Annotated in this window: 19 protein-coding genes; 12 read left to right on the forward strand and 7 right to left on the reverse strand. The window is 70.3% G+C overall.

What is annotated here, in order from left to right:
- Positions 1-16: 16 nt before the first annotated feature.
- Both ACFZBT_RS16675 and ACFZBT_RS16680 read left to right on the forward strand, forming a co-directional pair.
- The gene (locus ACFZBT_RS16675; protein ID WP_020276280.1) at positions 17-499 is read left to right on the forward strand and encodes a poly-gamma-glutamate biosynthesis protein PgsC/CapC; all 483 of its coding nucleotides are present in this window, start codon (positions 17-19) and stop codon (positions 497-499) included.
- 40 nt (positions 500-539) lie between these two features.
- Entirely contained in the window at positions 540-1,625 is a 1,086-nt protein-coding gene (locus tag ACFZBT_RS16680; protein ID WP_391103598.1) for an NlpC/P60 family protein, read from the forward strand.
- A gap of 22 nt (positions 1,626-1,647) precedes the next feature.
- Here ACFZBT_RS16680 and ACFZBT_RS16685 read toward each other — a convergent pair whose 3' ends face one another.
- Positions 1,648-2,520: a hypothetical protein gene (locus ACFZBT_RS16685; RefSeq protein ID WP_391103600.1), complete on the reverse strand. Its 873-nt coding sequence runs from the start codon at positions 2,518-2,520 to the stop codon at positions 1,648-1,650.
- A gap of 74 nt (positions 2,521-2,594) precedes the next feature.
- Here ACFZBT_RS16685 and ACFZBT_RS16690 point away from each other — a divergent pair, with 74 nt between their 5' ends.
- From ACFZBT_RS16690 to glmM, 4 genes are all read left to right on the forward strand, one after another.
- Entirely contained in the window at positions 2,595-2,942 is a 348-nt protein-coding gene (locus ACFZBT_RS16690) for a hypothetical protein (RefSeq protein WP_391103603.1), read from the forward strand.
- A gap of 214 nt (positions 2,943-3,156) precedes the next feature.
- Positions 3,157-3,600, forward strand: coding sequence for a 50S ribosomal protein L13 (gene rplM / locus ACFZBT_RS16695; protein ID WP_003992380.1), 444 nt, complete (start codon positions 3,157-3,159; stop codon positions 3,598-3,600).
- Between the two features lie 44 nt (positions 3,601-3,644).
- On the forward strand, positions 3,645-4,157 hold the full coding sequence (gene rpsI, locus ACFZBT_RS16700) for a 30S ribosomal protein S9 (RefSeq protein WP_184591418.1): 513 nt from the start codon (positions 3,645-3,647) through the stop codon (positions 4,155-4,157).
- Between the two features lie 202 nt (positions 4,158-4,359).
- On the forward strand, positions 4,360-5,718 hold the full coding sequence (gene glmM, locus ACFZBT_RS16705; protein ID WP_391103607.1) for a phosphoglucosamine mutase: 1,359 nt from the start codon (positions 4,360-4,362) through the stop codon (positions 5,716-5,718).
- Between the two features lie 102 nt (positions 5,719-5,820).
- Here the strand turns inward: glmM and ACFZBT_RS16710 are convergent, their stop codons facing one another.
- Complete coding sequence (locus tag ACFZBT_RS16710; protein WP_391103686.1) at positions 5,821-6,759, reverse strand: DUF389 domain-containing protein; 939 nt, start codon at positions 6,757-6,759, stop codon at positions 5,821-5,823.
- Positions 6,760-6,791: 32 nt separating this feature from the next.
- Entirely contained in the window at positions 6,792-7,760 is a 969-nt protein-coding gene (gene coaA, locus ACFZBT_RS16715; RefSeq protein ID WP_359887783.1) for a type I pantothenate kinase, read from the reverse strand.
- 211 nt (positions 7,761-7,971) lie between these two features.
- Here coaA and ACFZBT_RS16720 point away from each other — a divergent pair, with 211 nt between their 5' ends.
- The 3 genes from ACFZBT_RS16720 to glmS all read left to right on the forward strand — a co-directional run bounded on the left by ACFZBT_RS16720 (position 7,972) and on the right by glmS (position 12,050).
- A complete protein-coding gene (locus ACFZBT_RS16720; RefSeq protein ID WP_391103610.1) occupies positions 7,972-8,979 on the forward strand; it encodes an ATP-binding cassette domain-containing protein in 1,008 nt (335 codons plus the stop codon).
- The gene (locus tag ACFZBT_RS16725; RefSeq protein ID WP_391103613.1) at positions 8,976-9,785 is read left to right on the forward strand and encodes an ABC transporter permease; all 810 of its coding nucleotides are present in this window, start codon (positions 8,976-8,978) and stop codon (positions 9,783-9,785) included. The genes ACFZBT_RS16720 and ACFZBT_RS16725 overlap by 4 nt, the downstream gene beginning before the upstream one ends.
- A gap of 417 nt (positions 9,786-10,202) precedes the next feature.
- Positions 10,203-12,050, forward strand: a complete 1,848-nt coding sequence (glmS, locus tag ACFZBT_RS16730; protein WP_391103616.1) for a glutamine--fructose-6-phosphate transaminase (isomerizing) — start codon at positions 10,203-10,205, stop codon at positions 12,048-12,050.
- 95 nt (positions 12,051-12,145) lie between these two features.
- On the opposite strand, the gene ACFZBT_RS16735 is transcribed toward glmS, so the two are convergent.
- Complete coding sequence (locus ACFZBT_RS16735) at positions 12,146-12,502, reverse strand: hypothetical protein (protein ID WP_391103618.1); 357 nt, start codon at positions 12,500-12,502, stop codon at positions 12,146-12,148.
- A 164-nt stretch (positions 12,503-12,666) separates the two neighbouring features.
- A complete protein-coding gene (locus tag ACFZBT_RS16740) occupies positions 12,667-13,332 on the reverse strand; it encodes an ankyrin repeat domain-containing protein (protein ID WP_391103620.1) in 666 nt (221 codons plus the stop codon).
- 58 nt (positions 13,333-13,390) lie between these two features.
- Here ACFZBT_RS16740 and ACFZBT_RS16745 point away from each other — a divergent pair, with 58 nt between their 5' ends.
- On the forward strand, positions 13,391-13,762 hold the full coding sequence (locus tag ACFZBT_RS16745; protein WP_391103622.1) for a holo-ACP synthase: 372 nt from the start codon (positions 13,391-13,393) through the stop codon (positions 13,760-13,762).
- A gap of 41 nt (positions 13,763-13,803) precedes the next feature.
- Here the strand turns inward: ACFZBT_RS16745 and ACFZBT_RS16750 are convergent, their stop codons facing one another.
- Complete coding sequence (locus ACFZBT_RS16750; RefSeq protein ID WP_391103624.1) at positions 13,804-14,076, reverse strand: hypothetical protein; 273 nt, start codon at positions 14,074-14,076, stop codon at positions 13,804-13,806.
- Between the two features lie 65 nt (positions 14,077-14,141).
- Here ACFZBT_RS16750 and ACFZBT_RS16755 point away from each other — a divergent pair, with 65 nt between their 5' ends.
- Entirely contained in the window at positions 14,142-15,146 is a 1,005-nt protein-coding gene (locus tag ACFZBT_RS16755; protein ID WP_391103626.1) for a DUF4872 domain-containing protein, read from the forward strand.
- 24 nt (positions 15,147-15,170) lie between these two features.
- Here ACFZBT_RS16755 and ACFZBT_RS16760 read toward each other — a convergent pair whose 3' ends face one another.
- Positions 15,171-16,325, reverse strand: coding sequence for a hypothetical protein (locus ACFZBT_RS16760; RefSeq protein ID WP_391103628.1), 1,155 nt, complete (start codon positions 16,323-16,325; stop codon positions 15,171-15,173).
- Positions 16,326-16,604: 279 nt separating this feature from the next.
- Here ACFZBT_RS16760 and ACFZBT_RS16765 point away from each other — a divergent pair, with 279 nt between their 5' ends.
- Entirely contained in the window at positions 16,605-18,038 is a 1,434-nt protein-coding gene (locus ACFZBT_RS16765; protein WP_391103630.1) for an NAD(P)H-hydrate dehydratase, read from the forward strand.
- Positions 18,039-18,261 lie beyond the last annotated feature (223 nt).

Here is an 18,261-nt window from a genome sequence, read left to right on the forward strand (position 1 = left end):
GTGCCCGGAGACTCCCTTGACCACCGCCGCCCTGACCCCCGAGATGGCCGCCCTCGGCATCGCCATCGGCCTGTTCTTCTCGTTGCTGTGCTACCTGACCACCAACCTGTCGCCCGGTGGCATGATCACGCCGGGCTGGCTCGCCCTGACCCTCATCGAGGACCTCCAGCGGGCGGCCATGGTGGTCGGCGTCACCGCCCTCACCTATGCGGGCACCAAGGTCATGCAGCGGCTGGTGATCCTCTACGGCAAGCGGCTGTTCGCCGCGGTGGTCCTGCTGGGCGTGCTGCTCCAGGCCACCGTGATGATCGTGCTCTCGATCGAGTTCCCGCTGCTGTACGGCAACCAGACCCTCGGCTTCATCGTGCCCGGCCTGATCGCGTACCAGATGGTCCGCCAGCCCAAGGGGGCGACGCTGCTGGCGACCGGCACCGTCTCGCTCATGGCCTACATCGTCGTCGCCGCCGGACTGCTGCTCGGCATCATGCCCACCGTCTGAGAACCGGCGTCCCGGCGACCGAGAACCCAGGAGACAACACATGGCAGGAAAGAAGAAATCGCGCCCGGTCCTCTCCGGCCTCGTGGTGCTGGGGCTCGTCGCGACCTCCGGCTACCTCACCGTGGAGCTCCGCAAGCAGGAGGACAAGGGCGTCCCGGAGATCACGAACGTCGGTGTGCTGGACGGCTCGGACCGGGCCGACGGCGCGACGAAGACCCGCGACAAGGGCGGGGAGAGCTGGTCCCGGCTGGAGAACCCCGCCCGCTCCGTGCTGCGCGGATCCGACGGCCAGGTCAAGGCGGTGTTCACCGACGGGGCGCGCACCGCGACCCTGACCGGACCGGCCCGCACCTTCGCCGAGCCCTCGTCGACGAGCTCCAAGGTGTCCACGACGGACTGGGTCCGCCTCATGCCCGAGCCCTGGAAGAAGGGCGCGGACCAGCAGAAGTGGTTCAAGGACTGGTACGCCCAGTACCGGTCCAGCAAGGAGGACGACCTCCTGGGCATCGCCTTCCAGTACGTCGCGGGCGCCAAACAGAAGAAGGACGCGCAGGGCACCGTCTACGCCGGTGACGCCAACTTCGGGCCCCTCAACACGAGCGGGGCGGAGGGCGGCGACCTGCGCCTGGAGCAGTCCGACTTCTACGACTACCTCGGCGTCCCGTACCCCTTCCGGGACGGCGTGATCGGGCAGCCGGAAGCCGCGCGCGCCCGGTCGACCGACTGCTCGGGATACATGCGGATGGTGTTCGGCTACCGCGCCCGCTACCCGCTCATGTCCTCGGACGGCTCGGGCGACGGCCTGCCGCGCACCGCCAACGGCATGGCCCGCTCCAAGCAGGGTGCCGACATCCTGCCGCTCACCGGCGTCTCGCCCAAGGACCGGCCCACCGGCATCGACCAGCTCCAGCCCGGAGACCTCGTCTTCTTCAAGCTCGACGCCCGGACCGAGCAGCGCCTGGACCACGTCGGCATGGTGCTCGGCTACGACACCGAGGGCCACCTGCTCTTCGTCTCCAGCCGCGAGGAGGTCAACGGGCCGACCATCGGTGACGTCGGCGGAGTCTCCCGGCTGGACGGCAACGGCTACTACGCCAAGACTCTGCGCAGCGCGAAGAGGCTGTGACGGGGCCCTCGGCGGCGGGCGGTCACTCGTTGGCCGCTGCCGACGCCTGGGCCTCGCCGCGGCGGCGGATCTGGTTGAACGTGAACTGGGCCAGGTCGTTGCCGGTCTTGAAGACAGCGGTGTCCTCGGGCGTCACGTCCTTGCCGTTGGTGAAGCCGGCGTTGGTGAAGTAGGCGTAGCGGCCGTAGGCGTTGCCGGTCGTGCGGCAGAACCCGGACTCGCAGAAGCCCTTCACGCCGCCGCCGGAGAGTGACTTGACGAAGCTCTTCTTGTTGGTCTGGCTCTTGGCCTTGACCGCCTGGGCCTCGGTGTCGAAGACCGCCACGCCGACCGTCACGGCGATGCCGTCCTTGGAGTAGGTGACTCGTATCAGGCGCGTGCAGTCGTTCGCGGTGAGGGCCTTGGGGAGGGTGCCGCCGGCCGCCGAGCCGCAGCTCTTCGTGTCGGCCGTGGGTCCCTTCTTGTAGACCGTCTCGCCCATGGTCAGCTGCGTGCCGGGGAAGAGGATGTCCGGGCCGAGCGGAGCCTTGTCCTTCTTCGCGCTGGCGACGAAGTCCTTCGGGTCCAGCGGAGGCGGGGCGCTGGTCGGGGCGAACGACGGGCCCGAGGGCGAGCCGCTCGGGATGTCCGCCGAGGGCAGGGCGGCCGGGTTGTTCGCCTGGTTGTCGCCGTTGGCCGAGACCACCGCCACGGCGACGGCGGCACCGATAGCGACGGTGGCGACCGCGCCGCCGCCTACCAGCAGCAGCCGGCGTCGTTTGTTACGCGACTCGGACGCCTCGGCGAGCGCGGCCCAGTCCGGAGACTGGCCTCCGCCCCCGCTGTTCCAGGGCTGCTGCGACTGCGGTTTCCAGGGATCCCACTGGGACTGGGGTCCCCCCTGCCCATAGCTCATGGGGCGCATCTTAGACGGGACATGGGGTGTGCTGGTCCGCCTGGATCGGCCTCACAGCCCCTAGCGTTCCTTCCATGCGGACGGGCAAAGGCGACATCTCCGGGTGGTTGGGGCGACTCGCGAGCGGGAGCCTGCGGGTGGGGTCCGCGGGGGTGCGGGTGTGGGCCCTGCCGGCCGTGGCGGTGCTGGTGTGCCTGTTGTCGTGGCCGTCGGTCTGGGTGCCCGCCGGGTTCGCGGTGCTGCGGGCGTGGCGTCGTCCGCGCGGCGGGGGATGCGGGCTGCGGTGGGGCGTCGCGGTGGCCGTCGACGTGCTGGTGTCATCGGTGTTCCCGTATGTGCGGCCGGTCCGGCGCCGGACGCTGCGGAGGGCCGTCACGCTGTGTGCGGGGCTGTGCGTCTGCGTGTTCGACCGTCGACGATGATCCCGCGTTTTGACCCTTGTGGTGTGCCCCGGTATTCTGCTTGTTCGTTGTGTATTGGCTTGCTCATTCTCACGGGACGGGCCCTTACACCGGTCCGCCGGGCCGATGACCAGCGACCAGCACGCGGTTTGCGTCACCGCAGTGCGGTCAAGGCTGTCGTGATCGTTTCGGTGACCTGTTCAGGACCATTCACTCGAAGCGAAGGCTACGAACCGTGCGTACGTACAGCCCCAAGCCCGGCGATGTGACGCGCCAGTGGCACGTCATCGACGCCCAGGACGTTGTCCTGGGTCGTCTCGCCACCACCGCAGCGACCCTCCTCCGGGGCAAGCACAAGCCGATCTACGCCCCCCACGTCGACGCTGGTGACTTCGTCATCATCATCAACGCGGACAAGGTGCACCTGTCCGGCAACAAGCGGACCCAGAAGATGGCGTACCGCCACTCCGGTTACCCGGGTGGTCTGCGTTCCGTCCGTTACGACGAGCTGCTGGACAAGAACCCCGAGAAGGCCGTCGAGAAGGCCGTCAAGGGCATGCTCCCCAAGAACTCCCTGGGCCGTCAGATGCTCTCGAAGCTGAAGGTCTACAAGGGTGACCAGCACCCGCACGGCGCGCAGCAGCCGCAGCCGTACGAGATCACCCAGGTCGCGCAGTAAGTCCGGCCACACCCCCTAAGACTGAACAGAATCTGAGGAGCATCGTGGCCGAGACCACTGCCGAGCAGCCGCTCGAAGAAGTCGACATCGACAGCTACACCACCGAGTCCGAGGTTCCGGTGGAGGGTGAGTACACCTCCGAGTCCCTCGCCTCGCGTTTCGGTGAGCCCCAGCCGGCCGCCGGCCTGGGCCGTCGCAAGAACGCCATCGCCCGTGTCCGGATCGTCCCGGGCACCGGCAAGTGGAAGATCAACGGTCGCACCCTCGAGGACTACTTCCCGAACAAGGTGCACCAGCAGGAAGTCAACGAGCCCTTCAAGGTGCTCGAGCTCGACGACCGCTACGACGTCGTCGCCCGCATCTCCGGCGGCGGTGTCTCCGGTCAGGCCGGCGCGCTCCGTCTCGGTGTCGCCCGTGCGCTGAACGAGGCGGACGTCGACAACAACCGCGGCCCGCTGAAGAAGGCCGGCTTCCTCAAGCGCGACGACCGTGCGGTCGAGCGCAAGAAGGCCGGTCTGAAGAAGGCCCGCAAGGCTCCGCAGTACAGCAAGCGCTAATCGCGTCGCCTGTCCTGGCGACTGGCTTTCGCAACGATCGCCCCGGCGGCCCGCATGGTGCCGCCGGGGCGGTTCGTTTACACAACCCCCACCGCTCCCGGACAGGCTCAGGGATGTACGTCAGGGATGTACTTCAGGGCCTTTCCAGGGAAGTACTCGGGGGTGTGAGCCGCACTCTCACAGCAATTCGGAGGACACCACAGTGGGACGACTCTTCGGCACTGACGGCGTGCGCGGTGTCGCCAACGCGGATCTGACGGCGGAGATGGCCCTGGGCCTCTCCGTGGCCGCGGCACACGTACTGGCCGAGGCGGGCACCTTTGAGGGGCACCGCCCGACCGCGGTCGTCGGGCGTGACCCGCGCGCGTCCGGGGAGTTCCTGGAAGCCGCCGTGGTCGCGGGCCTCGCCAGCGCCGGTGTGGACGTCCTGAGGGTCGGCGTGCTGCCGACGCCGGCCGTGGCGTATCTGACCGGAGAACTCGGCGCCGACCTCGGTGTGATGCTCTCCGCGAGCCACAACGCCATGCCCGACAACGGCATCAAGTTCTTCGCCCGCGGCGGGCACAAGCTCGCCGACGAGCTGGAGGACCGGATCGAGTCCGTCTACGAGGAGCACCGCACCGGCGCCCCGTGGGAGCGGCCGACCGGGGCCGGAGTGGGCCGCGTCCGTGAGTACGGCGAGGGCTTCGGCCGGTACGTCGAGCATCTGCTGGGCGCCCTGCCGAACCGGATCGACGGGCTGAAGGTCGTCCTCGACGAGGCGCACGGCGCCGCTGCCCAGGTCTCACCCGAGGCGTTCCGGCGGGCCGGTGCCGAGGTCGTCACCATCGGGGCCGAGCCCGACGGGCTCAACATCAACGACGGGTGCGGCTCCACGCACCTGGACAAGATCAAGGCCGCCGTCGTCGAGCACGGGGCGGCCCTGGGCATCGCGCACGACGGTGACGCCGACCGGTGCCTCGCCGTGGACCACACCGGCGCGGAGGTCGACGGCGACCAGATCCTGGCCGTGCTCGCGCTGGCGATGCGGGAGCGCTCCGCGCTGCGGTCCGAGACGGTGGTCGCCACGGTGATGTCCAACCTCGGCTTCAAGCTGGCCATGGAGCGTGAGGGCATCCGGCTGGTGCAGACCGCAGTCGGTGACCGGTACGTGCTCGAGGAGATGAAGGAGCACGGGTTCGCCCTCGGCGGCGAGCAGTCCGGGCATGTGATCATCCTCGACCACGCGACGACGGGCGACGGGACGCTGACGGGGCTGCTGCTGGCGGCTCGGGTCGCCGGGAGCGGGCGTTCGCTGCGGGAGCTGGCGGCTGTCATGGAGCGGCTGCCGCAGGTGCTGATCAATGTGCCGGACGTCGACCGGACGCGGGTGGGGTCGTCCGCGGAGTTGTCGGCGGCTGTCGCCGATGCGGAGGCGGAGCTTGGCGCTACCGGGCGGGTGCTGCTCCGGCCGTCCGGGACCGAGCCGTTGGTTCGGGTGATGGTGGAGGCGGCCGATATCGAGCAGGCCCGGGCTGTTGCCGGGCGGCTGGCCGATGCCGTGAAGTCCGCGCTGGGGTGAGTGGGCTTTTCGGGTAGGGGGTGGGGGCTGCGGGTGTTTGCGGGCTGACCGTTCGTCGTGGCTTGTCGCGCAGTTCCCCGCGCCCCTGAGGGGGGCGTTGCTCTAGAGGGCGTCCGCTTGCTTGCGTTGTTTTGACCAGAGCCATTTCTGGGTCACCAGCGTTGCCGTGCCGGCGACGATGATGCCCAGGAGGTTCAGCAGGAGTTGCTGGGTGGAGCCCCAGGTCTGGTTGGTGTCGCCGTAGCTGAGGGCTACCGCCGCGTTCGCCGCTGCCGGGACCGTGGTGACCGAGATGGCCACGCCTACCAGGGCACCGGACTTCGCCGAGGTCAGGGAGAGGGTGCCGGCGATGCCGGCCAGGACCGCCACGACGAAGGAGAACCAGTCGGGGGCGTAGATGAAGTCGGTGTTCGGGCGATCGGCCTCCAGCTGAGCCTCGGTGAAGAGGCCCACGGCGTTCATGAAGAGGCTGAAGAGGACCGTCACCGCCATCGCCGCCGCGAAGCCCACCAGCAGGGCGATCAGCGAGCGCGCGGCCAGGCGCGGACGGCGGCGGACGATCGCGGTGCAGATGCCGGCGAGGGGGCCGAACTCCGGTCCCACCGCCATGGCGCCCACGATCAGGATCGCGTTGTCCAGGACCACACCGCAGGCCGCGATCATCGTGGCCAGCGTGATGAAGGCCAGGTAGGTGACGGAGAGCGTCGACTCCTCGTGTGTCGCGTCGCTCAGTTGCTCCCACAGGACCGCGTCCGCGCCCTCGCCCGGCGCGTCGGCCTCGGCCTTCTCGGCACGCTCGGACAGCGACAGGTCGATGCTCTCGACGGCGATGGAGCCACTGGTGTCGATGCCCAGCTCCCGCAAGCCGGCCAGCAGTGTGTCGCCCGCCTCGCGTGCCACGTCGCACATGACGACGTCCCCGGCGGGGTTGCGGGCGGCGCCCGGCAGGACGACGAGGTGGGTGGTGCCGACCGCCTTCTCGATCAGCAGCACCACGTCGTCGGTCTTCTCGGACGGTGTGATCAGGCGCAGATGGAGCATGGCGACCATCTAACCGACCTTTTCCCCGGACGTCACAGCTTGCGCAGACTGAGCCGCTGCACCTTGTGGTCCGGGCCCTTGCGCACGACGAGGGTGGCGCGGCCGCGGGTGGGGGCGATGTTCTCGACCAGGTTGGGCCGGTTGATCGTGCGCCACATCGTCTGCGCGTAGTCGAGGGCCTCCTCCTCCGAGACCTGGGTGTACTTGCGGAAGTACGAGGACGGGTTCTGGAAGGCGGTGGCGCGCAGCTTGCGGAAGCGGTTGAGGTACCAGCGCTCGACGTCCTCGACGCGGGCGTCGACGTACACGCTGAAGTCGAAGTAGTCGGCGAGACCGACCCTGGTGCGGCCGTCCTTGCCGGGCAGGGCGGGCTGGAGGACGTTCAGGCCCTCGACGATCAGGATGTCGGGGCGGCGGACCGTGAGCTTCTGGTCCGGGACGATGTCGTAGATGAGGTGGGAGTAGACCGGGGCCGTGACCTCGTCCTTGCCGGCCTTGATGTCGGCCACGAAGCGGGTCAGGGCGCGGCGGTCGTAGGACTCCGGGAAGCCCTTCCGGGACATCAGGCCGCGGGCCTGGAGCTCCTTGGTGGGCAGCAGGAAGCCGTCGGTGGTGACCAGCTCGACGCGCGGGTGTTCCGGCCAGCGGGAGAGGAGCGCCTGGAGGAGGCGGGCGACGGTGGACTTGCCGACCGCGACCGAGCCGGCGACTCCTATGACGAACGGGGTGCCCGACTGGGAGCCCTGCTCGCCCAGGAACGTGTTCAGGGCGCCTCTGAGGCCGTCGGTGGCGCCGACGTAGAGGTTGAGGAGTCTGGACAGCGGCAGGTAGATGTCCCGCACCTCGTCGAGGTCGATGACATCGCCGAGACCGCGCAGCTTCTCGACCTCCTCGGCCGTCAGCGGGAGCGGCGTCTTGTCACGCAGCGCGCTCCACTCGGCTCGGGTGAGGTCGACGTAGGGAGTCGCCTCCGGCCGCTGCCGGTGGGCGCTCCGGGGCATCGAGGAGACCGGAGAGATCACAGTCCATTGTTACGGGCGTACGAACGGACTGTGAGGTGGGATCCGTCACGCAGGGCATTCGGTGGCGTTCATTCTGGTTCGCTCGGATTTGTTCGGAGAAAAACTGACACAGGTGGAATGTCAGTGGCGTGCGTCACAGTTGTGGGAGGAGTGGGCCCGGTCCGGGGTCCGCTGACGCCTGGGGGTACCCATGACGTATGCGATAGAGGCGGAAGGCCTGGTCAAGCGGTTCAAGGAGACCGAGGCGCTGGCAGGCGTCGACCTGGCGGCCCGCAAGGGAACGGTGCTCGGGCTGCTGGGGCCCAACGGTGCCGGGAAGACGACCGCGGTGCGGATCTTCGCGACACTGCTGCGCCCGGACGGGGGCAGGGCCCGGGTGGCCGGCCACGACGTGGTCCGGGAGGCCGGGGTCGTACGCTCCCTCGTCGGGCTGACCGGGCAGTACGCGGCGGTCGACGAGAACCTGACCGGCACGGAGAACCTGCTGCTCATAGGCCGGTTGCTGGGGCTGCCGAGGCGGGAGGCGAAGGCGCGGGCGGGGGAGCTGCTGGAGCGGTTCCAGCTGACGCACGCTGCCGGGCGGGCCGCGAAGACGTTCTCGGGCGGAATGCGCCGGCGGCTGGACCTCGCGGCCAGCCTGGTGGGGCGGCCCAGCATCCTCTTCCTGGACGAACCGACCACGGGCCTTGACCCCCACAGCCGCGGTGAGCTGTGGGATCTGCTGCGCGGCCTGGTCGCGGACGGGGCGACCGCCCTGCTGACCACGCAGTATCTGAACGAGGCCGATGTGCTCGCCGACGACATCGTGGTGATCGACAAGGGCCGGGTGATCGCCGAGGGCACACCGGACCGGCTGAAGGCGCAGGTCGGCGGACAGGTGCTGGAGCTGCGGCCGATCGTCGGGCGGGACCTCGCGCGGGCGCACGCGCTGGTGGCCGGGGCGGCTGGTCCGGAGGCCCGGATCGAGGGCGAGATGGTCACCGCGCCGGTGAAGGACCCCGAGCTGATGCCGGCGGTGGTGCGCGCGCTGGACCGGGAGGGGATCGCGGTGGGGGAGCTGGCCCTGCGGCGTTCCTCGCTCGACGAGGTCTTCCTCGCCCTGACCGGGCATCGGGCTGAGCCGGGCGAGGAAGAGGAGGAGGGCGACGCCGCCGTCCGGGACGACGACGAGCTGGAGAAGGCGGTGAGCCGGACATGACCGCCACCGCTCTCGCACCGCCGGTCACCGCGTCCGGGCGCGTGCCGCCCCTGGCCGGGCTGCGGCAGACCTTCACGATGGCCTGGCGGAGTCTGGTCGCCGTCAAGCACAACCCGCTCGAACTGGTCGACTACAGCATTACGCCGATCATGTTCGTGTTCCTCTTCACGTACGTTCTGGGCGGGCAGATGGCCGGGTCGCCCGAGGCGTATCTGAAGTACGCGCTGCCCGGGATCATCGTGCAGAACACCCTGTTCATGACGATGTACACGGCGATGGCGCTCAACACCGACCTCACCAAGGGCGTCTTCGACCGGCTGCGCAGTCTGCCGATCGCGCGTTCCGCCCCGCTGATCGGGCGGATCACCGCGGACCTCGCCAAGCACCTCTGGGCGCTGGTGCTGATGATCGGCCTCGGGCTGGCGCTCGGCTTCCGTATCACCGGCGGATTCGGCGGGTTCCTGCTCGGCACGCTGCTGGTGGTCGTGTTCGCCGCGGCGGTGTCGTGGTGCGCGGTGCTGATCGGGATGCTGGCGGGCGACGCGGAGAAGGTGCAGGCGTTCGCCTTCACCCTCATCTTCCCGATCACCTTCACCAGCAGCGCGTTCGTCGTCGTCGACACCATGCCGGGCTGGCTGCAGGCGTGGAGTGACGTCAATCCGGTCACGCATCTGTCGGACGCGTTCCGGGGGCTGCTGCTGGGCGGGGCGGTGGCGGAGCCGGTGATGTGGTCGTTGGTGTGGGCCGCGGGGATCGCGGTGGTGTTCTATCCGCTGGCCATGCGGGCTTATCGGGCGAAGGTGTGAGGGGCTGACGTGCTCGCGCAGCGCCGGGCGGGCGGTCCCGGTTCCGATTGGCCAGCTTCCGCGCCACGTCGTCGGGCAGTCCGGGTGCGCCGTCGTCGGCCGGGACGGCGCGGGTGAGGTCCTCGGCGCGGGCGAGTGGTCCGGCGTCCGTGGTGAACAGCGGTGAGCTGTCGCCGCGGGCGGGCACGAGGACGTGGTGGTCGGGTTGCTTGTCGCTCATGCCCGGCGCGCTCCTCCTTCATCGCTGTTCGTGCCGCCATGGTCGCCGACAGCCTGCTGACGAGCTCCGGAATCGTCGGATCGGAGCGAGGGTGGTCGGGAAAGTCGCCGTTGCGGAGTCCGAAGAGGCCGGAGAAATTCCGATTTCGGGCACGCAGAAGGGCTTTCTCGGCGATGGTCGGTCGTAGGCTGCGCTCCATGTGCGGAATCGTGGGATACGTGGGGCCGCAGTCGGCGCTCGAAGTTGTGATGGCCGGGCTGAAGCGGCTGGAGTACCGGGGATACGACTCGGCGGGTGTCGCCGTGCTGGCGGACGGGGGGCTGGCGGCGGCGAAGAAGGCCGGGAAGCTGCTCAATCTGGAGAAGGAACTGGACGGGCGGCCGCTGCCGACCGGTACGACGGGCATCGGGCACACCCGGTGGGCCACGCACGGCGGGCCGACGGACTCCAACGCCCACCCGCACCTCGACAACGCGGGCCGGGTCGCCGTCGTGCACAACGGCATCATCGAGAATTTCGCCCTGCTGCGGGCCGAGTTGGAGGAGCGGGGCCACGCGCTGGGCTCCGAGACGGACACCGAGGTCGTCGCGCATCTGCTCGCCGAGGAGTTCTCGTCGTGCGCGGACCTGGCCGAGGCGATGCGGCTGGTGTGCCGGCGGCTTGAGGGCGCGTTCACGCTGGTCGCGGTGCACGCCGACGAGCCGGACGTGGTGGTGGGCGCGCGGCGGAACTCGCCGCTGGTGGTGGGCGTTGGAGAGGGCGAGGCCTTTCTCGCCTCGGACGTCGCCGCGTTCATCGCCCATACGCGGTCGGCGATCGAGCTGGGACAGGACCAGGTCGTGGAGCTGCGCCGGGACGGCGTGACGGTGACAGGCTTCGACGGACGGTCCGCCGACGTCCGGTCGTACCACGTCGACTGGGACGCGTCGGCCGCGGAAAAGGGGGGCTATGACTACTTCATGCTCAAGGAGATCGCCGAGCAGCCCAAGGCGGTCGCCGATACGCTGCTGGGCCGGATCGACGGCTCCGGGTCGTTGACCCTGGACGAGGTGCGGATCCCCCAGGGGGTCCTGCGGGAGATCGACAAGGTCGTCATCGTCGCGTGCGGTACGGCCTTCCACGCCGGAATGATCGCCAAGTACGCCATCGAGCACTGGACGCGCATCCCGTGCGAGGTGGAGCTGGCCAGCGAGTTCCGGTACCGGGACCCGATCCTGGACGCGCAGACCCTGGTCATCGCCATCTCGCAGTCCGGCGAGACCATGGACACGCTGATGGCGCTGCGCCATGCCCGTGAGCAGGGCGCGAACGTCCTGGCGATCTGCAACACCAACGGTTCGACGATCCCGCGCGAGTCCGACGCGGTCCTGTACACGCACGCCGGGCCGGAGGTCGCGGTCGCGTCCACCAAGGCGTTCCTGACGCAGCTGGTGGCCTGCTATCTGGTCGCCCTGTATCTGGGGCAGGTGCGGGGCACCAAGTGGGGCGACGAGATCCGGGCGGTGATCCGGGACCTGTCCTCGATCGCCGGTGCGGTGGAGCAGGTCCTCGGCACGATGGAGCCGGTGCGGGAGCTGGCCCGTTCGCTCGCTTCCAAGAACACGGTGCTGTTCCTGGGGCGGCATGTCGGGTATCCCGTGGCCCTGGAGGGCGCGCTGAAGCTGAAGGAACTGGCGTACATGCACGCCGAGGGGTTCGCGGCGGGAGAGCTGAAGCACGGGCCGATCGCGCTCATCGAGGAGGATCTGCCGGTGGTGGTCGTGGTGCCGTCGCCGCGAGGGCGGTCCGTGCTCTACGACAAGATCGTGTCCAACATCCAGGAGATCCGGGCGCGGGGTGCGCGGACGATCGTGATCGCGGAGGAGGGGGACGAGGCGGTGGTGCCGTACGCCGATCACCTGATCCGGATTCCCGTCACACCGACCTTGCTGCAGCCGCTCGTCGCGACGGTGCCGCTCCAGGTCTTCGCGTGCGAGCTGGCGACCGCCCGGGGCAACGAGGTGGACCAGCCCAGGAATCTGGCGAAGTCGGTGACGGTGGAGTGAGGGGTCCGTTCTGTCCGGGCGCGTGAAAAGGGGCGAACGGCCGGATGCCGTTCGCCCCTCGGATCAGCCCGTCAGGCCGTCAGACCGTCAGATGCTCAGATGGGCAGGCAGGTCGCCGGGACCCAGCCCTCCTTGCTCGTGCTGTTCGGGCCGCCGAAGTACCACTTGTTGCTCGTCTTGCCGCAGGCCGTGTAGCTGCCCCCCGTGGTGGGACCCCGGTCGCCGAAGCAGACGCCGCCCTTCTGGCCCTTGCCCCAGGTGCCGAGAGCCGTGGCGCTCGTCTTGGGCGAGCTGCGGAGGTTGACGGTTTCCTTGGGCTTCACGTTGGTGAGCGCGCTGCTGCAGTCCGGCGTCGCAGCGGCGGCGGTACCGGCGGTGGCGACGGTGCCGGTGAGGGCCGTGGCTATGAGGGCGGCGGTGGTCAGCGCGGTGCCCAGAGACTTGAACTTCATGGTCTGTGTTCTCCCGTTATGCGCGATGCGTTTGCTCATCGCGATCATCGCGAACTGTACAAGGGGGAGGGGGAGTTCATATTTCGGGGGTGTCCGCTGGGAGTTCGGGGCGGAGGCCTTCCAAGGAACGGGTGAAGGTTGCTGCCGGGAAGGTGAGGGGGCCGTCAGTACGGGTAGCACCAAGGCGCCGGCGGCCTGGCGCTGTACGGGAGCTTGGTCCAGCCGTCGGGGGTCACGCGGTAGAAGTCCCCGTTGTCTCCGTCCATTCGGGAGCTGCCGTTCACATGCACGGTGTCGTCGTGGAGGCGGTAATGGAAACCGCCCATCATGCCGGCCACCCGGAAGAAGATCCGCACGTCCAGACCCTCCGTCAGGGGAGACAGCGGTGGCAGGAGATGCTCGATCTCGTCGAAGCACCTGCCGGTGCGCTCCCGCAGCACTGAGTGGAAGTGGTGCTCCAACGCGTCGGAAGGGGAGGGGAGCCGACGCACCGTGACCGGCTCCAGGAGTTCCAGCAGGTGCGTGTGACCCCTCTCCCGCGCGATGTCCACGGGGAGCCGCCCGTCCCGAGTGCGTTGTGTGCGCCAGGCGCCGTGTGCGATCAGCCGGGAGACGACGGCCACGCCGGCGCCGTGCCAGGCGGCCTGGTGCAGCGGGGCGAATCCGCTGCGGTTCCCGGGCCGGGCGAGATTGACGTACCCGGGGTTCTCCTCCAGCTCCGCGACTAGGCCGTCCCAGTCGGCGTCCCGGGCCAGGTCCGAGAATCGGTCACGAGCTTTCAGGTACCAGTCCCCGTAGCGGTCGCGGTCGGTGAGGCCGTCCCATTCCATGCCGATCATGCTAGGCGCTGCGCGGAATGCGGCGTGTCCTCACCGTAGGGTGCTGCGCATGAGCATCATCGGGGTCGGGATCGATGTCGCCGAGATCGAGCGGTTCGCCGCGTCGCTGGAGCGGACGCCCGCGATGGCCGAGAGGCTGTTCGTGGAGGGGGAGTTGTCGCTGCCCAGTGGGGAGCGGCGGGGGGTTGCCTCGCTGGCTGCGCGGTTTGCCGCCAAGGAGGCGTTGGCCAAGGCGCTCGGGGCTCCCGCAGGGCTGCTCTGGACCGACGCGGAGGTGTATGTGGAGGACAGTGGGCAGCCCCGGCTTCGGGTGAGCGGGAGTGTGGCCGCGCGGGCCGCCGAGCTCGGGGTGCGGTCCTGGCATGTGTCGCTGAGTCATGACGCGGGGGTGGCCTCGGCCGTCGTCATCGCGGAGGGGTGACCCCAAGGCCCGGAGGCCCAAAGGCCCGGACGCCCGCATGGTCAGTACATGGCCCACAGCAGGACGACCGTGCCGAAGAGGCCCACCGCGCCCAGTGTCGTGCCGGCCGCCGCCGTCCACAGCCGGCCCATGCCCTTGCGGGCGTAGTGCATGCCCATCGCGCCGAACGTGATGGCCAGCGCCCCGGCCAGTACTGTCCAGGGGATCAGGAACGCCCAGGTGCCCGCGGCGGAGAAGGCGCCGAGGACGAGTGCCGTGGGGCCGAGGGCGGTGGCGGGTGAGTCGGTCGCCGTGGAGGTGGTGGATCCGGCCATGGTCTGGCCTCCCATTTTTGAACGAGTTCAAATCGTGTGTCGATCATAGTCCAGGAGGGCACGGCATGACCACGGTCAAAGGCGTCGACACCCGGGGTGCGCAGCACTGCGAGACGACCGCTCTCGGGGTGCTGCTGAGGCACCTAGGGCTCGACCTGTCCGAGCCCATGCTCTTCGGCCTCGGCTCCGGTCTGTCCTTCGTCTACTGGGACAGCAAGAACATGGACTTCCCGTTCCTCGGAGGGCGGGTCAGGCCCTTCGAGCTCACCAGGAACCTGGCCGACAGGCTCGGGCTGGAGCTCGAGGTGCGGGAGACCGGATCCGCCCGCAGGGGATGGGAGAACGTCGCGGCGGCCATCGACTCCGGTCGCCCCGTCGGGCTGCAACTCGACAGCTACCACCTGGACTACTTCACCTCGAAGGTGCACTTCGGGGGCCATGTCGTCGCCCTGTACGGATACGACGAGCAGAGCGCCTACCTCGTCGACACGGAGCAGCAGGGCGGCGCCGTGTCCACCAGCCTGGACTCCCTCGCCCGGGCCAGGGCCGCACGCGGGCCGATGACGGCCAGGCACCGGTCCTTCACGCTCGACTCTCCGGGGGAGCCTCCCGCCCCGCGGGACCGGATCGTTCCGGCCATCACCGCCTGCGCGGACGCCTTTCTCGACCCGCCCATCGCCAACCTCGGCCACCGGGGCATCGAGAAGGCCGGGAAGCTCGTGCCCGGCTGGCTCGGGCGCACCGAGGCCCCCGGGCGGGACCTGCCGCAGGCCGCCCTCCTGATGGAGAAGGCCGGTACCGGCGGTGCCCTGTTCCGCAACCTGTACCGCGACTTCCTCGGCGAATGCGCCGAGTGGCTCGACAGCGCGCATCTGCGGACCGGGCACCGGCTGTACTCCGAGGCGGCCGGCCTGTGGACGGGTGTCGCGGCACTGGTCGCGGAAGCCGGCGAGTCGGGTGACGGGCAGTGTCTCGTGCGGGCGGGTGCCGTCCTCGGCGACATCGCGCGCATCGAACGCGAGGCCATGCGGGCGCTCCGCCGGCTGCGCGACGAAGCCCCCGCCGGGTGAGGGCGAGGGCTTCGCGGGCGGGTGTCAGCAGATCGACTGGCTGCTGTTCACCCGTGTGATGTTGCGGAACGTCGTGTTCTCGCCGCACGGGCTTTCCCTGATGGCCGAGTTGGTGACCGTCAGGTTCTGGACGGTGATGTCCTTGTTGTTGGGGAACTCCGAGCGGGCGGCCAGGCGCAGTTCGCCGCCGCCCGTGATCGTGCCGCTCCGGGCCGCCAGACTGACGTTGTAGCAGTTCTCGATCAGGACCGAGTTGTTGCCGGTGTTGGAGAGTGTCACCTTGTCGATCGTCGCCCCGCCGCTCTCCGAGACGCAGAACACGCCGCGTCCGCCGCCGCGCGCGATGACCTCGCCGACCCGGATGTTGGTGGGGTAGCCGCTGCCGACCCGGCCGTTGCGGTTGGCCATGCGGAAGGCGGCGTAGCCGGTGCCGGTGCCGGCGTTCTCCGCGTCGACCTTGGTGACGTTGGCGTTGATCGTCTGGTTGAGCAGCAGGCCGGACTCGCCCACGTTGCGGGCGGTGACCGTGCCGATGGTGAGGCCGTCGACGCCGTAGGTCTCGACGGCGTGGCTGGACGCGCCGGAGACGTAGACGTTGTCCATGCGGACGTTGCGCGTCCACTGGCTGGTGTCGCCGCGGTTGTCGATACGGACGCCCAGGCCGCGGGAGAGGCGCATGTCGATCTGGCCCAGCACCACGTTCTGGACGTTGCGCAGGAAGATGCCGTAGAGCGGGGTGCCGGTGAGCTTGAGGTTCTGCACCTCGATGTCGCGCGTGCCGCGGGAGTAGACCGGCGCCTGGTCGCCCGAGCCGCTGCCGGTGACGTTGATCGTGCCGCAGACGTCGAGCGCGGTGTAGCTGGGGAGCGAGACGCGGGAACCCGCCGGGATCGAGCCCGAGCCGCGGACCACGACCCGCTCCTTCGAAGTGCGGCCCGCGGTGAGGCTGTTGACGGCCGCCTGGACCGCCGCGCGCATATCGGTGCCGGTGTAGACCGTGCTGCTGCCGCGTCGGGCGGTCCAGTTGCCGCCGTTCTGCACGGCCTCGGCCTGGTAGGAGCCGTCTCCGCAGGCCAGTGCTCGCGTGGGGGCGGCCGTGGCGGGGGCGGTCAGGGTGCCGGCGGCGGTGAGGAGGGCGGTGGCGCCGGCGGCGGCGAGGAAGGCGGATCTGCGTCCCATGAGGGCCTCGGATTCGTCGGACGTGGGGGGTGTGCAAGCGCTTTCTGCGCCTGCGGCCGGTGAGTCTGGCAAAGGGTGGGCAAAGCGTCAATGGGTGTGGTGTGCCTCGGAGTTGGGCGGGGTGCGGCGCGGTTGAGGGGTGTGCGCGATACGGCATATTCGCGGTCGCGCGAGGTGCGCTCGGTTCGCGGTCGCGTGAGGTGCGCTCGGTTTCGCGGTCGCGTGAGTTGTGCGAGTTGCGCGGGAGTGGCCGGGCGGGCGTACGGGAAACTCGACCGCATGCGGAGTGCGTACAGCGTGGAGACGGTCAGGACCGCCGAACGGGAGCTGATGGCGCGGCTGCCGGAGGGGGCGCTGATGCAACGCGCCGCCGCCGGACTCGCCGCCGCCTGCGCCGACCTGCTCGGGCGGGTGTACGGCAGCCGGGTCGTGCTGCTGGTCGGGAGCGGCGACAACGGCGGTGACGCGCTGTACGCCGGGGCCCGGCTGGCCCGGCGCGGGGCCGGGGTCACCGCCGTGCTGCTCGCGCCGGAGCGTGCCCACGGGGCCGGGCTCGCGGCGTTGCGGCGGGCCGGGGGACGGGTCGTGGAAGCCGGTGGTGACGCCGAGCGGCTGGTCGAGCGGGCCGATCTCGTCCTCGACGGCATCGTCGGGATCGGCGGGAAGGGCGGGCTGCGGCCGAATGCCGTGCCGCTGGCGGCCGCCGCCGGGCGGGCGCGGGGCGCCGTGGTCGCCGTCGATCTGCCGAGCGGGGTCGACGTCGACACCGGGCAGGTGCGCGGCGTCGCCGTCCGGGCCGATCTGACGGTGACGTTCGGGACGCACAAGCCGGGCCTGCTGATCGATCCCGCGCGGGAGTACGCCGGGTCGGTGCGGCTCGTGGACATCGGCCTCGAGCTGCCGGTCGAGCCGGAGCTGGAGGCGCTGCAGCACGCGGACGTGGCGCGGCTGCTGCCGGTGCCCCGGGCCGAGAGCGACAAGTACCGGAGGGGTGTCGTCGGGATCGCCGCCGGGTCCGCGCGCTACCCGGGCGCCGCCGTGCTCGCCGTCTCGGGGGCGTTGCGGGGCGGGGCCGGGGCCGTGCGGTACGTCGGGCCGGCCGGGGACGCCGTCATCGCGCGGTTTCCCGAGACGCTCGTGTCGGACCAGGGTCCGAAGCACGCCGGGCGGGTGCAGGCGTGGGTCGTCGGGCCGGGGGCCGGGGACGACGCGGCGACGGTGGGGGAGGTGCTGGCGGCGGACGTGCCGGTGCTGATCGACGCGGACGGGTTGCGGCTGGCCGACGCGGAGGCCGTACGGGGGCGGAGGGCGCCGACGCTGATGACGCCGCATGCCGGGGAGGCGGCGGCGCTGCTCGGGGTGGAGCGGGCGGAGGTCGAGGGAGCCCGGCTGGCGGCGGTGCGGGAGCTGGCGGGGCGGTACGGGGCGACCGTGCTGCTGAAGGGGTCCACGACGCTGGTCGCCGACTCGGGGGGCGGGGCGGTGCGGGTGAATCCGACGGGGACGTCCTGGCTGGCCACGGCGGGGAGCGGGGATGTCCTGTCGGGGCTGGCGGGGTCGTTGCTGGCGGCGGGGCTGTGCGCGGTGGATGCGGGGAGCGTCGGGGCGTATGTGCATGGGCTGGCCGGGAGGCTGGCGGCGGACGGGGCGCCGGTGGGGGCGCATGATGTGGCGGACGCGGTTCCGGTGGCGTGGCGCAATGTCCTGGGCTGAGTGACTCGTGGGGTGTGCGGGTGGGGGGGGGTGGGGGGGGCCGTGGGGGTGGTCGCCCCCTCCGCCCCTTCCCGTCCCGAATCCGGGGGCTGCCGCCCCCGGGCCCCCGCTTCGGCCTGGACGGCCTAGACTAGGGCCTGTCGTTTGGATCACGCCGCAGACGCGGGGCCTGGCACGCACATCTGCCGCGTTCTCGTCGGTCGCCGACTCCCCCACGCTCGGC

It is taken from the genome of Streptomyces sp. NPDC008137, from assembly GCF_042957035.1.
Lineage (GTDB): Bacteria > Actinomycetota > Actinomycetes > Streptomycetales > Streptomycetaceae > Streptomyces.